The sequence below is a fragment of the Pseudoalteromonas aurantia 208 genome (assembly GCF_014858725.1).
In the GTDB taxonomy this organism is placed as follows: Bacteria; Pseudomonadota; Gammaproteobacteria; order Enterobacterales; family Alteromonadaceae; genus Pseudoalteromonas; species Pseudoalteromonas aurantia.
The window spans coordinates 85,622-99,210 of sequence record NZ_AQGV01000011.1; the positions used below are offsets into that span (position 1 = coordinate 85,622).

At 41.4% G+C, this 13,589-nt stretch carries 16 protein-coding genes; 3 read left to right on the top strand and 13 right to left on the bottom strand.

Annotated elements, in window-relative coordinates; genetic code table 11:
* Positions 1 to 39: 39 nt before the first annotated feature.
* The 7 genes from PAUR_RS02995 to PAUR_RS03025 all read right to left on the bottom strand — a co-directional run bounded on the left by PAUR_RS02995 (position 40) and on the right by PAUR_RS03025 (position 6,219).
* The gene (locus PAUR_RS02995) at positions 40 to 1,866 is read right to left on the bottom strand and encodes a DUF885 domain-containing protein (RefSeq protein ID WP_192506546.1); all 1,827 of its coding nucleotides are present in this window, start codon (positions 1,864 to 1,866) and stop codon (positions 40 to 42) included.
* Between the two features lie 81 nt (positions 1,867 to 1,947).
* Positions 1,948 to 3,084, bottom strand: a complete 1,137-nt coding sequence (hemW, locus tag PAUR_RS03000) for a radical SAM family heme chaperone HemW (RefSeq protein ID WP_192506337.1) — start codon at positions 3,082 to 3,084, stop codon at positions 1,948 to 1,950.
* The gene (locus PAUR_RS03005) at positions 3,081 to 3,674 is read right to left on the bottom strand and encodes an XTP/dITP diphosphatase (protein ID WP_192506338.1); all 594 of its coding nucleotides are present in this window, start codon (positions 3,672 to 3,674) and stop codon (positions 3,081 to 3,083) included. The genes hemW and PAUR_RS03005 overlap by 4 nt, the downstream gene beginning before the upstream one ends.
* A 6-nt stretch (positions 3,675 to 3,680) precedes the next feature.
* Entirely contained in the window at positions 3,681 to 4,118 is a 438-nt protein-coding gene (locus PAUR_RS03010) for a DUF4426 domain-containing protein (protein ID WP_192506339.1), read from the bottom strand.
* A 39-nt stretch (positions 4,119 to 4,157) separates the two neighbouring features.
* The gene (locus PAUR_RS03015) at positions 4,158 to 4,691 is read right to left on the bottom strand and encodes a YggT family protein (protein ID WP_192506340.1); all 534 of its coding nucleotides are present in this window, start codon (positions 4,689 to 4,691) and stop codon (positions 4,158 to 4,160) included.
* 9 nt (positions 4,692 to 4,700) lie between these two features.
* Positions 4,701 to 5,522, bottom strand: coding sequence for a pyrroline-5-carboxylate reductase (proC, locus tag PAUR_RS03020; protein ID WP_192506341.1), 822 nt, complete (start codon positions 5,520 to 5,522; stop codon positions 4,701 to 4,703).
* Positions 5,523 to 5,535: 13 nt separating this feature from the next.
* A complete protein-coding gene (locus PAUR_RS03025; protein ID WP_192506342.1) occupies positions 5,536 to 6,219 on the bottom strand; it encodes a YggS family pyridoxal phosphate-dependent enzyme in 684 nt (227 codons plus the stop codon).
* Positions 6,220 to 6,249: 30 nt separating this feature from the next.
* Between PAUR_RS03025 and PAUR_RS03030 the strand changes: the two genes are divergently transcribed.
* From PAUR_RS03030 to PAUR_RS03040, 3 genes are read left to right on the top strand one after another with little or no spacing between them, the layout of a single operon-like run.
* The gene (locus PAUR_RS03030; RefSeq protein WP_010362491.1) at positions 6,250 to 7,296 is read left to right on the top strand and encodes a type IV pilus twitching motility protein PilT; all 1,047 of its coding nucleotides are present in this window, start codon (positions 6,250 to 6,252) and stop codon (positions 7,294 to 7,296) included.
* 14 nt (positions 7,297 to 7,310) lie between these two features.
* Complete coding sequence (locus PAUR_RS03035; protein WP_192506343.1) at positions 7,311 to 8,429, top strand: PilT/PilU family type 4a pilus ATPase; 1,119 nt, start codon at positions 7,311 to 7,313, stop codon at positions 8,427 to 8,429.
* Complete coding sequence (locus tag PAUR_RS03040) at positions 8,407 to 9,291, top strand: hypothetical protein (protein ID WP_192506344.1); 885 nt, start codon at positions 8,407 to 8,409, stop codon at positions 9,289 to 9,291. The genes PAUR_RS03035 and PAUR_RS03040 overlap by 23 nt, the downstream gene beginning before the upstream one ends.
* Before the next feature lie 29 nt (positions 9,292 to 9,320).
* On the opposite strand, the gene ruvX is transcribed toward PAUR_RS03040, so the two are convergent.
* The 6 genes from ruvX to PAUR_RS03070 form a co-directional block, all read right to left on the bottom strand.
* Complete coding sequence (gene ruvX / locus PAUR_RS03045) at positions 9,321 to 9,767, bottom strand: Holliday junction resolvase RuvX (RefSeq protein ID WP_192506345.1); 447 nt, start codon at positions 9,765 to 9,767, stop codon at positions 9,321 to 9,323.
* Between the two features lie 5 nt (positions 9,768 to 9,772).
* Positions 9,773 to 10,330: a YqgE/AlgH family protein gene (locus PAUR_RS03050; protein WP_192506346.1), complete on the bottom strand. Its 558-nt coding sequence runs from the start codon at positions 10,328 to 10,330 to the stop codon at positions 9,773 to 9,775.
* A 20-nt stretch (positions 10,331 to 10,350) separates the two neighbouring features.
* Positions 10,351 to 11,307 (bottom strand): glutathione synthase, encoded by a 957-nt coding sequence (gene gshB / locus PAUR_RS03055; RefSeq protein WP_192506347.1) that lies wholly within the window; start codon positions 11,305 to 11,307, stop codon positions 10,351 to 10,353.
* 59 nt (positions 11,308 to 11,366) lie between these two features.
* Positions 11,367 to 12,101 (bottom strand): 16S rRNA (uracil(1498)-N(3))-methyltransferase, encoded by a 735-nt coding sequence (gene rsmE, locus PAUR_RS03060; protein WP_192506348.1) that lies wholly within the window; start codon positions 12,099 to 12,101, stop codon positions 11,367 to 11,369.
* Between the two features lie 91 nt (positions 12,102 to 12,192).
* Positions 12,193 to 12,624 (bottom strand): hypothetical protein, encoded by a 432-nt coding sequence (locus PAUR_RS03065; protein ID WP_192506349.1) that lies wholly within the window; start codon positions 12,622 to 12,624, stop codon positions 12,193 to 12,195.
* A gap of 34 nt (positions 12,625 to 12,658) precedes the next feature.
* Positions 12,659 to 13,552 (bottom strand): DUF350 domain-containing protein, encoded by an 894-nt coding sequence (locus tag PAUR_RS03070; protein WP_192506350.1) that lies wholly within the window; start codon positions 13,550 to 13,552, stop codon positions 12,659 to 12,661.
* Positions 13,553 to 13,589: the final 37 nt, after the last annotated feature.

The window sequence follows — 13,589 nt, forward strand, 5'->3', positions numbered from 1 at the left end:
CCTTTATTTAAACTGTTTGTTCAATATGGATGAGTGTGCTTACGCTTTTTTACTCGCAACCCATTCATCAACGAACTTTTCTAATACGTTCAGTGGTAATGGACCACTCTTAAGAACAACATCATGAAATTGGCGGATATCAAACTTATCACCTAGTTCTTTCTTAGCCGCTTCGCGAAGCTCTACTATCTTTAACATACCAATTTTATATGCCGTTGCTTGCGAAGGCATAACAACATGACGCTCTACCATTTTCACCGCATCAGATTTTGCATTCGGTGTGTTGTTTACATAATAATCAATACCTTCTTGGCGAGTCCATTTCATCGCATGAATACCAGTATCAACAACGAGACGACATGCACGCCATAATTCCATTGCTAGACGACCAAAATCAGAATAAGGGTCTTCATATAATCCCATTTCTTTTGGAACTAACTCTGAATATAGTCCCCAACCTTCAGTGTACGCTGTATAGCGACCGAACTTACGGAACTTAGGCACACCCTCAAGTTCTTGTGCGATGGCAATTTGCATGTGGTGGCCAGGAATACCTTCATGGTAAGCCAATGCTTCCATTTGGTAAGTGGGCATTGCTTCCATGTCATACAGGTTTGCGTAATAAACACCTGGACGAGAGCCATCTGGCGCAGGTTGCTGATAGAAGGCTTTACCCGCTGCTTTTTCTCTAAATGCTTCAACACGTTTAACAGTCATGTCTGCTTTTGGTTTGATAATAAACAGTTCATCAAGACGAGACTTCATGTTATCTATCATCGCAGTTGCATCTTTAAGGTACTTCTCTTTACCTTCTTCGGTGTTCGGTAAGTAAAACTGCTTGTCAGTTTTCATGAACTCCATAAATGCCGCTAAGTCGCCTTTAAAGCCTACTTTTTCTTTTATTTCACGCATTTCGTCATGAATACGTGCAACTTCCGAAAGCCCTATAGTGTGGATTTCTTTGGCTGTTAAATCAGTGGTCGTAGTACGAGCTAGTGCGTTGTTAAAGAATTGCTCACCATTAGGAAATTTCCATGCACCATCACGGCTATCTGCTTTTTTCTCTAGTTTGGCTAAGTAGTTAATTAGTTTGCTGTAAGCAGGCTTAACCGCTACCTTTAATGCTTGAGTTGCGTCATCGATAAGTGCAGACTTTTCACTCTCCGTAATTTCTAGCTTGGCAACTTTACGTTTAAAGTCAGCCAGCAGAGTTGAATCATCACCTTTTTCAAAAGGTGCACCAACAATGATGTTTTTACTTGATTCAATGACGTGTGGGAACACAAACTTTGGCGCAATAATGCCTTTATTCATTCGAGTTTCTAAACCATCAATCAATTGGTCAAAAACCACTGGCACACCATTTAATCGAGCAATGTAATCTTTTGCTTCTTTTACATTACCAATTTGGTGCTGATTGATTAAAAATGCCGGTATCATCGAATGTGTACCAAACATCTGGTTTACTGGGTAGTTATGATGACGCCATTTAAAGTCGGCAATGTCATTTTCTAAACTTTGTTGCATTAAGTCGTAACTAACCTGAGTCGCTTCATCGAGTTTGTTACGGTCAATACTGTTAAGTGTGACTAGATTCTTTTTCGTGATCGCAAGTTCTTTAAGCGTATTTTCTTCAGTATCATCATCCCACTTATCGTAGTCTTGTTTGATCCCCATATATGTTTGGTATATGGGGCTGCGCATTACACTGCTTGTGAATACTTCTTCGAAAAACTCGTTGGCTTTGGTGATTTCACTCTGTTCAACTTGAACTTGTGGTGCAGGAGCAGGTTTATCAGCTGTTTGCTGACAACCACCTAATAAAGCTACGCTAATTGCAGCAGCAATAAAGGTCAGTTTACGCATCATTATACCCTTTTTTATTTATGTGCCATATGGCGGTAATTTGTCATTTAGTATTGGTTCATTGGCGGGTAAGTCGCCAACCTAGACAAATAATTCTAGCAGGTCATTTAAATATCTGTGGCCCTTATTTGTAACCAACCATGACAAACCGTTATCTGAAAGTAGTCCTCGGGCCAATGCTTGCTCTATCGGAGCATGTACATCAGCGAATGAAAGCCCAGTAAAATCAATAAATGCTTGTTTATCACAAGGGGCTTGTAATCGAAAGCAATTCATAAAAAATTCAAATGCTCGATCGGATTTATCGACTTGCCAACTTTTATATACGTAGGGTTTAGATAAGTCCATATACCCGCGAGGGTGTTTTACTTTTTCAGTTCGTAAAATATGATTTTTTTCAGGCTGTGTAATTTTGCCATGAGCACCACAACCAATACCAAGATAATCGCCGAACTGCCAATAATTGAGATTATGGCGACACTGAAACTGGGGTTTAGCATATCCCGATATTTCGTAGTGTTGATACCCAGCCTCAGCTAACATAGCTTGGCCTTGCTCTTGTATATCCCAAAGCGTTTCATCTTCAGGAAGGGTTGGGGGTTTTGAGGCAAATTGCGTATTGGGCTCAATCGTTAATTGATACCAAGATATATGAGGTGGCTCAAGCTCTATTACACGCTTTAAATCGCTGAGTGCGTCATCAATGTTTTGCCCTGGTAGGCCATGCATCAAGTCCATATTAAATGATCGGAGGCCGGCAGATTGAGCTTCATAAGCTGCGTTAATGGCTTCTTGTTCCCCATGGATCCTACCAAGCGCTTTTAGTTTATCTGTTTGTAAGCTTTGTACGCCAATAGAGATACGATTAATGCCTGCGTCGGCATACCGCTTAAAGCGGTCGGTTTCTACCGTTCCTGGGTTAGCCTCTAGAGTAATTTCAATACCATCCTCAAACCCAATTAAGCGCTCCACTTCAGAAAGTAGTCGGACATAGGCGTCTGCTGACAATAAACTCGGTGTGCCGCCACCAATAAATATACTGTGGAGCTTTCTACCTTGCACGAGTGACAAATCCGCTTTTAGGTCGTCAATAAGGTGTTGGACATACTCTTTTTCGGGAATGGTGCCTTTTTTACTATGGCTGTTGAAGTCGCAATAAGGACACTTTTGCACGCACCAAGGTACGTGCACATATAAACTTAACGGAGGTAACTTCACATAATCGCCTTAAACTGCGCAAGTAGCATCTGCAATGCTTGACCACGATGGCTAATTGCATTTTTTTGCTCCTTCGTTAATTGCGCTGATGTACATCCTTCACTTGGTACATAAAATACGGGATCGTATCCAAACCCTTCACGGCCTTGTTGTGTTAGGGTAATTTCCCCTTCCCAACTGGCTTGGCAGATGATTGGCGTTGGGTCGTGTTCGTGGCGCATGTAAACCAGTACACACCAAAAACGTGCGGTTCTTTGCTCTATATTGATTAATTCTAGCAGTAATTTATCGATATTGTCTTGATCGCTTGCATCGGATCCTGCAAAGCGTGCTGAGTAAACGCCAGGCGCGCCTTTTAGCGCATCGACTTCAATGCCTGAGTCATCGGCTATTGCCGGTAGACCAGTTATTTTTGCAGCATGACGCGCTTTAATTATGGCATTCTCTACGAAAGTGGTCCCTGTTTCGGCAATTTCACCGACGTTAAATTGACTTTGGGGTAACACGTCAATATGGAGTGAGGCGAGCATTGCAGCGAGTTCTTTTACTTTGCCTTGATTACCCGTTGCGAGAACAACTTGTTGACTCATATTTAATTAATCCACATAAAATTTTTGTTGGAAGCTTAATACTTGATGGTTATTCCCTTGCGAAATATTGACTTTAAAGCGATAAACCTCTTCATTTCGAAAATCGACTTGGGCAAGGTAGTATATAGCATCGCCGTCTACTACCTCCTTAAATTCCAAGGTTTGTTTACTGCCAAGCAAGTTGCGAGCTTCGCCTGTTAAATTTGCTTTTAACGCGGGGTTGCCCTGTTTCTTTGCTAATACTGAAATATTAATTATGCCTTTGTAATTACTGCGTTCAAGGCCATAGGCTTTGGCGATATTGGGCTGAATAAACGTTGATGGAAATGCGATGTAATGCACTTGCCATGGGCCTAAGTTTTTAAATTGCCCCCCTTGTGTTGAATTTGCATAACAAGATAAGCTAAAAGCTAAGGTAACGAGTAATAGAAATAATTTTTTCACTGGTCTTCCTGAAGGGCACTAATCAGTGCCCAAATTAAATTAGCGCAACAAATCGGTTACTAAAATTTGTAAAAACTGCATACCAATAATAAGAACTAGAATCGATAAGTCTAAGCCACCTAGCGGGGGAATGACTTTACGGATAGGGCGCAACATAGGTTCTGTAAGTTGTTCAAAAACAGCGGCAGTTGGATTATAACCTTGTGAAACCCAACTCAAAACAGCACGAATTATCAGGATCCAAAATACTAAGCTGAAAGCTTCTTTAAACACTGTCATAACGCCCGATATGGCCGCGCCTATGCCATTCCAACCGCCATAAAATAGCACCATTAATAGAGATACTTTGGCAAAGCCAATTAAAAAAGCTAAGACTAAAGATGCTAAATCTAACCCGCCAGCGCCAGGAATTATCTTACGCAGGGGATTAACCGCAAACGAGGTTGCTTTTACAACGGTTTGACTTAATGGATTATAAAAATCAGCCTTCGCTAGTTGTAGCCAAAATCTCAACAAAACCACCATGAGAAAAAGATCAAAAATGATCCCGATTAAAAATTGCATTGCGTTCATAGTAAACCCTTATAATTCTTGTTCCATTTGTTGAGCACGTGTGATGCATGAGTCCATAGCATCAGCAACAGTTGTATGTAAGTTACATGATTTTAAGTGTTCAACTGCAGCATGAGTGGTTCCCCCTTTTGATGTGACATTCGCACGCAACTGGGAAATACTTATCTCTGGCTGAGACACCGCCATTTGTGCAGCCCCAAGAGCTGTTTGTTGCACAAGAGCACGCGCTTGCTCAGCACTGAACCCCAATGCTCGCGCTTTTTCTTCTATCGCTTCCATAAACAGGAAAAAATAAGCGGGAGAAGATCCCGTCACCGCAATAATATCATTTATTTGTGATTCTGTTTCTACCCAGGTTGCAATACCGGTGCTTGAAAATACTTGCTCTATAAATGTGTGCTCATCACTGGTGAGTCCTTGGGCGAATAACCCAGATACGCCTAAGCCGAGTAAACTTGGTGTATTTGGCATACAGCGAACCATTTTAACCGGCTGGCCGAGCATCTCTTGCAATCTAGCAACGGTGATACCAGCAGCAACGGATACAAATAGTTTAGTGCTTAAATCGATGTCTGCAGTTTGCAGCGTTTCGCAAAGCTGCGCCATCATCTGAGGTTTGACTGACAATACAATGACGTCAGCATCTTGTAGTGCTGCTATATTGTCTGTGGTTGTTTTTACCTTAAAATCTGCAGCGACTTTGGCTAGCTTCTCTTCATTACGGTTGGTCGCGATAATACTTTGCGGTGCAAAGCCGCTCTGAATCATGCCGCCAATTATCGCGTAGCTCATGTTACCAGTACCGATAAATGCAATTGTTTTGTTGGACATTGCCTTGCTTACCTTATTGTCTTTTTCCAAATATGTCAGTGCCAATGCGTACCATGGTGGTGCCAGCAGTGATTGCCGATTCCAAGTCGCCACTCATACCCATTGATAAAGTATCTACTTGAGGATATTGGTCCTTTAGTCTATCAAAGCAAGCACGCATTTGCTGAAAATATTCTAATTGTTTGGCTTTATCTGGGGTATTTTTGGTAATCGTCATTAATCCGCGTAAGTTTAACTGCCTGCTGTTATCGATAAGCGCTGCTAAGGGCTCTATTTCGTTGATAGTACAGCCGGATTTATTGTCATCATGACTGATATTCACTTGGATCAGAATGTTAAGCGGCATTAGGTTATTGGGCCGTTGCTCATTGAGTCGCTTTGCAAGTTTCTCCCGGTCAACACTTTGCACCCAACTAAAATTCTCTGCCACTAAGCGAGATTTATTTGATTGAATCGGACCGATAAAGTGCCACTCAATGTCACGATGATGCTTCAATGCATGAACTTTTTCTACGGCTTCTTGCACGTATGATTCGCCAAACTGACGATGACCTGCAAAATACGCATTTTCGATCATTTCTAAGGGTTTGGTCTTAGATACTGCTAATATTGTCACAGGGTGATCAAGTTGACAGTTTTGCTGGGCTATTTCGACCCGAGAATAGGCGGACGTTAGTCGTTCTGCTATTGTAACCATATTAATTATCAGCTCGTTGTGGAGTCATACATGGATATTACGGAATTATTGGCCTTTAGTGTTCAACATAAAGCCTCGGATTTACATTTATCATCAGGCGTTTCGCCAATGATAAGAGTTGATGGCGATGTTCGCCGAGTCAACATTCCTACCTTAGAGGCCAAAGATGTTAACTCGTTAGTTTATGATATTATGAATGATAATCAACGCAAAGACTATGAGCAAAATCTTGAAGTTGACTTTTCTTTTGAGGTTCCTAATTTAGCACGTTTTCGTGTGAATGCGTTTAACACCAGTCGTGGTCCTGCAGCGGTATTTCGTACCATCCCAGCAAAAGTGCTAACACTTGATGAGTTAGGCGCGCCTGATATTTTTAGAGATATAGCTGAAAATCCAAGGGGGTTAGTATTGGTTACAGGACCTACAGGGTCAGGTAAATCTACGACGTTGGCCGCCATGGTTGATTACATAAATGCGAATAAACACCATCATATTTTAACGATTGAAGATCCAATCGAATTTGTTCACCAAAATCAATTGAGTTTGATCAATCAACGAGAAGTTCATAGAGATACGCACAGTTTCAATGCGGCACTGCGCAGCGCTTTACGCGAGGATCCGGATGTGATCTTAGTGGGGGAGTTGAGAGATTTAGAAACGATTCGTTTAGCCATGACTGCAGCTGAAACTGGCCATTTGGTTTTTGGCACACTCCACACCACTTCAGCGCCAAAAACCATTGACCGTATCGTCGATGTATTTCCTGGTGAAGAAAAAGATATGGTGCGATCTATGCTGTCTGAATCATTACAAGCGGTGATATCACAAACTTTGGTTAAAAAAGTGGGGGGAGGGCGTGTAGCCGCTCATGAGATCATGTTAGGTATTCCTGCAATTCGTAACTTGATCCGTGAGGACAAAATTGCGCAGATGTATTCGGCGATTCAAACCGGTGCAGTTCATGGTATGCAAACAATGGATCAATGCTTAACGAATTTGATTAATCGGGGCCTAATCACGCAACAAGATGCGCAGCAAAAAGCACAAGATAAAAAACAATTTGGGACAGGATATTAAGAGGTTAATCCATAATGTTAAGTAACTATTTGCAAATGATGGTAGAGCAACAAGCCTCTGACTTATTTGTGTCCAGCGGGTTGGCTGTGAGTGCTAAAGTAGACGGAGAACTCAGGGCATTTGATGATCAAGTACTAGATGCAGAAACATCACTTTCGCTCGTTGAATCAGCAATGAGTGAGAAGCAAAAAGTACAATTTCATACTGAAAAAGAATGCAACTTTGCAATTGCAACTGAACAAGGGCGCTTTCGTGTTTCTGCATTTTGGCAACGAGATTGTGCGGGCATGGTATTACGGCGCATTGTCACACAAATTCCAGATGTAAATGACTTAGGCTTACCTTCAACACTGACCGATGTGATCATGGCAAAGCGAGGATTATTACTGTTTGTTGGTGGAACTGGCACAGGTAAATCAACGTCATTAGCGGCATTAATAGGGTATCGAAATCGTAATCAGCGTGGACATATTCTAACCATTGAAGATCCAATTGAGTTTGTTCATGAACACGCTAAGAGCATTATAACACAAAGAGAAGTTGGTCTAGATACTGAAAGCTTTGAGGCGGCGCTAAAAAGCTCTTTGCGCCAAGCTCCAGACGTTATTTTGATAGGGGAAATTCGCTCACAGGAAACCATGGAGTATGCGTTAAGCTTTGCTGAAACTGGGCATTTATGTGTCGCTACCTTGCATGCGAATAATGCAAACCAAGCAATAGATCGAATCATGCACTTGGTTCCAAAAGAGAAGCACGACAAATTAAAGTATGATTTAGCCCTGAATTTACGTGCGATTGTGGCGCAGCAATTGGTACCTTCGTCAAAAGGGGATGGGCGAGAAGCAGCGATTGAAGTGTTACTTAATTCGCCTTTGGTGGCTGAATTGATCAAAAAGGGGGATATTGGGGGTATTAAAGAAGCAATGAGTAAATCGCGTGATATTGGTATGCAAACCTTTGATCAGGCTTTGTTTGAGCTGTACAAGCAGCAACGCGTTAATTACGCTGATGCGCTTCATCATGCAGATTCACCGAATGATTTACGTTTGATGATTAAGTTACAAAATAATGAACAGCAAGGCGCAGGATTTTTGCAAGGTGTGACAGTAGATGGCTTGGATACAAAAAGCTAGCTATACGTTTATACTCGTTCTATTGTCACTATTTCCTAATGCATATGGTAATAGTGACAAGCATGTGCAAATGTATATTCGAGACGATGTATATAATGACTACGTGCGTTTTTTAGATGGTCGTTCCCCTTTAGAAATTACCGATTTTCGAGGGGGGTATATTCGCCGAGATGTGGTTGACATGATTTTGGTTCAACAGGCGCTACTACTCGGTGGTTTCAATAAATCATTTATATACCAGACCGGCAATGTAAATTTCAGAAATACTTCTTTGCTACGTCAAGGTAAACTATTACTGAGTTTTGATAGTTATTGGTTAGCGGATGCACAGGCCGAAAAAAAAGATGTGTTTATCAGCGATGCGGTCATTGAAGAAGGCGAGTATTTTGCAGGGATTTATTATGCGCCCAATAATGCATCAGTAGAGAAAATAGAACAAATTAACGATCTAAAAGGCCTTTCGGCGGTCAGTACACCACGTTGGCGCACGGATTGGCAAACATTGAGCTTATTACCACTTCAGCGCTTAGCCGTCGAGCATGAGTGGGTAGCACAGGCGCATATGGTCAGCAGAAAATGGGTAGACTTCATGCTGATGCCGTTGATGCCGAGTAAGGGCAATGAATATAAGTTAGAGGATATCCATTTAATTGCACATAAAAAATGGATTGTCCTGTTACTAGGAAGCCGTCACTTTGTGGTCTCTCGCCATCATGTTGACGGAGAGCGGGCATTTAAGGCATTACAAATAGGACTTGCACTTTTAAGGCAGCAAGGAGCAATAAAAAAAGCCTACTTACAGGCAGGCTTTACTCCTGATCTGACGAAATTTAAAATTTTAAACGCCTCAGAAGTTCAATGAGTGAGGCGCGTTTACGGTTACCGCTTTATTTACTGCCATACACTTTCAAAGTAACTCTCTAAAATAATAACAGCAGACATACCATCGACATTACCTTTACCAAGGTTTTTATAACCACCTTGTTCAAATAATCGGGCTTTGGCATCTGCGGTGGTTAATCGCTCATCTTGAGTTTCGACGGCAATTTTGAAATGATTGTTTAAGCGATTCCCAAATTTTTTCGCTGCAAACGTCACATGTTGGTTGGTACCGTCCATATTGAGAGGCAGACCTACGACTAATAAATCAGGTCTCCATTGTTCTATATGTTTGGCAATGTCATTCCAATTAGGGATCCCATCACGCGCTTTTACAGCGCCAATACTGCTAGCAGTCCCCGTTACTTCTTGTCCAATAGCAATGCCAATACTGGTCGTGCCAAAGTCAAAACCCATAATTGTACGCTGACCTTGCGGTGTTGATTCTTTTTTTGTCATGTTTATTAAGCATGCCCGGCTTGCGAACTGAGTTGCGCAATATCAATACCAAGCATTTGAACTGCTTTTTCCCATCTTTTTTCTGGTGGTGTGTTAAAAATAATGCCTGATTCGGCTTCAATCACTAACCAAGAGTTTTCGAGTAATTCAAGCTCCAGCTGCCCCCTTTCCCAACCTGCATAGCCTAAAGTAATTAAAAAAGAATCAGGACAGTTATGTGATGTGAGAGAGGCAAGTACATCTTTCGATGTGGTGATCATGATATCTGAACTAAGCTCTTGGCTAGACGCGTATCCAGGGGTGGGTGTATGCAACACAAAACCTCTGTCAGTATGGACGGGCCCGCCAGCAAACACTTGTTGATCTGCTGCTGAATTAGATTTGTCATTATCAATTTCAATTTTATCAAGCAACTCGCCAACGGTAACATCAATAGGGTGATTGACGACTAAGCCCATCGCCCCCTCTTCATTGTGTTCACAAATATAAGTGACGGTTTGTTTGAAAAAAGGGTCTTGTAAGTTTGGCATTGCGATTAAAAAATGATTTTCTAATGATTGCATAAGCTGACCCTCTAAATATTTTAATGAGTATGGTTTAGTTTTCGTTCAATCGCATCAAAAAGCTTGTCCATAATTGATATATCGTATGCAGCTTCAATTTCTTTAACACAGGTAGGTGCTGTGACGTTAATTTCTGTCAACTTGTCGCCGATAATATCTAACCCTACAAAAATAAGCCCTTTTTCTTTAAGGATTGGTGCAACAGCCTCGGCAATTTTTTTATCATCATCGCTAATTGGGCGAGCTTCTCCACGGCCTCCTGCGGCTAAATTACCACGAGTCTCACCGCCTTGTGGGATACGAGCTAGGCAATATGGCATGACCTCGCCATCAACCACGAGGACGCGTTTATCACCTTGTTTGATGGCTGGAATATATTGTTGAGCCATGGCGAAGCGGCTACCATGCTCCGTTAATGTTTCACAAATAACACCAATGTTAGGGTCGTCATGCTTAACTCTAAAAATAGACGCCCCACCCATACCGTCAAGTGGTTTTAGAATGATATCTTGATGTTTGTCTAAAAACGTTCTAATTTGCGCTTGTGATCGCGTCACAAGCGTATCCGGCGTGTGCTCGCTAAACCAAGCTGTGAATAGCTTTTCATTCGCATCGCGCAGACTTTGTGGTTTATTGACAATTAATGTACCCGCTTCTTCAGCACGTTCGAGCATGTAAGTAGCGTATATATATTCAGTATCAAATGGCGGATCTTTACGCATAAGAATAACGTCTAAATCACTGAGTGAAATATCTTGTTTCTCTTCTAGTTGGTACCAGTTTTTTGCGTCATCAAATACAGTGGCTTTAGCTGCGGTAGCCATAGCATTACCTTGATATAAATAAAGATCATCCATTTCCATATAAAAGAGCTCGTAACCACGAGATTGCGCCGCCATCATCATGGCAAAACCAGTGTCTTTTTTAATGTTGAAACCATTAATTGGATCCGAGATGATCCCTAATTTTTTTGCCATGTTGATACCTATATTAGCTTAGAATTATTTTATTCTGATATGGGGGTCGTTAGTCAGAATTAAAGAGCTAAATCACCAAATTGTAATTGCAGTGCACTAAGCACAGTAAGTGCCGCAGTTTCAGTGCGTAGTACTCTTGGTCCTAAACGTACATCAATAAACCCTTGTTCAGACGTAGTTGTCATTTCTTGATCAGTGAACCCGCCTTCTGGACCGACAATAAAGCGGATCCCAGAGCGGGGTTCTGGCAATGTTTTTATACTGTGTTGTGCTCTTGGGTGTAAGGTTAATTTAAGAGCATCGCATGGTTGAGATAACCAGTCATTGATATCAACAGGTGGATGGATGGTGGTAATGGTGTTTCGACCTGATTGTTCCGCAGCGGCAATGGCTATTTTTTGCCATTGAAGGTGTTTTTTTTGTAATCGTTCACCAGACAACTTGACCCCACAACGGGAAGTAAACAAAGGGGTAATTTCTGTTATACCCAGTTCCACCGCTTTTTGAATGGTAAAATCCATTTTATCACCGCGGGAGATCCCTTGGCCCAAGTGAATTTTTACTGGAGACTCACAGTCACGATCATTGAACTCAATTGGCGTCACAATCACTTTCTTTTTACTAATTTCTGTTATTTCAGATAAATATTCACCACCAAGGTTATTAAACAAAGACACATGCTCACCAACTTGCATACGCAGCACTCTCGCGATATGACCTGCTGCGTCATCATCAAGTGAAATAGGGGTGTTTAATTCAAAATTAGAGGGTTGAAAGATGTGTGGAACGCGCATAGTAGTCCTGTAATAACGGGGGAATAGAGCAATACTAAGCGTTAGTGACGCGATCGTCTAGTTATTCTCTGTTAGGAATAAGCGGCATTGGTTAAGTAATGTCTTCACTCTCGCTAAATTGACAAGATAAGTGATTATTGTGGCTATTTGATGATATTAACTGGTATTGATATCCATCAGTAAGCTGTTCAACTAAATATCGTTTAGGATGCAACGAATCTAGGATAAAAAGCTGTGCTTCATTGGCAAGCTTATAATCTAAAGATGAAATGAGCACACCTTGGATTTTATGGTGGTCATGTAAATAGGTCGCCAGTTCAGAGACGCTAATTTCGTTGGCAAAGTCGCAATAGCAATAATCGCTTATCAAGTTATCAAACATCATTTTAACTAAGTGGCGAGTATTATCGCCCGCAACAATGAGGTTCTCAGCTTGGTCGTTTGCTTTGAGATGCTCTGCAAGCTCTCGGCTAAATTCTGAATTACTATCTACCAACAAAAAATTGTCGAGGTTAATGGGCATAAATCCACCTTGTGAAGTCTTATCCAATTGCAGACTACACAGAAAACATATTTATAAGTAAATAGCCTATTGCGGCGAAAACAGCAAACTCTAAACAAGCAACACCGATATTATCTTGGTGGTCAACTTCAAGTCCAATGTCAACTTTTGGCAACGAAAGTTGGAGCAAAATCGTGCTTGCTACATAAAGTAGCACCCACATTGCACCACAGTGTAAAACGACGGAAAAGAGGTTTTCAACCACAGTAGCGCCATGGTAAGGCGCACTGTGCAGGCCTGCATATATGGCTAATGCGAGCCCAATAGTTTTGCCAGCGTAGCGTATTCCAATGGAAGTATTTGCTAAATTAAAGTTTTGTTGTAAAGATGCCCCTTGGTTAACTTTCGCAAATCGACTTTCGCGTAACTTACTGTCTAAAGCAAAAATACCTTGCAGTAAAATAAAACCAAGTGTGACCACCAGTAAATCACTGATGCCACGCGGGTGCACCCAGTGATATAACGCCAAAACCAAAATACAATTAGCGATCAGCATGCCTGAGTCTACTAAAGCGGCACAAATATTCTGCTTTAAAATGGCTTGTTCTTCGTTGAACTTATATAAAATCCATTTCCGGTGGATATATTGACCCGCAGAAATGTACGCCAAAATAAGTATCAACAATACCGCAGCCCGCAGAGGTTGCTTTTGCGCAGCGGCCATACTGATATCATCAAATAGATAGGCAATACTAATGCAGATAACTGCAATTTGGCAGGCGTAATTAATACCTAGCGCAAAATTGTCTCTTTTTGCCACTTCTTCATGCAGTATTTGCTTTGCTTTATATTGAATGATTAAACGCAGTGCAGTAACCACCAAGCAAATAATTAAAAAACTACTAATAATCGCAAAAAAATTGATATTGGCGAGAGACAAATAACTCATGGGCAGTGTACTTTTGGTTACGAATATTATTACTATA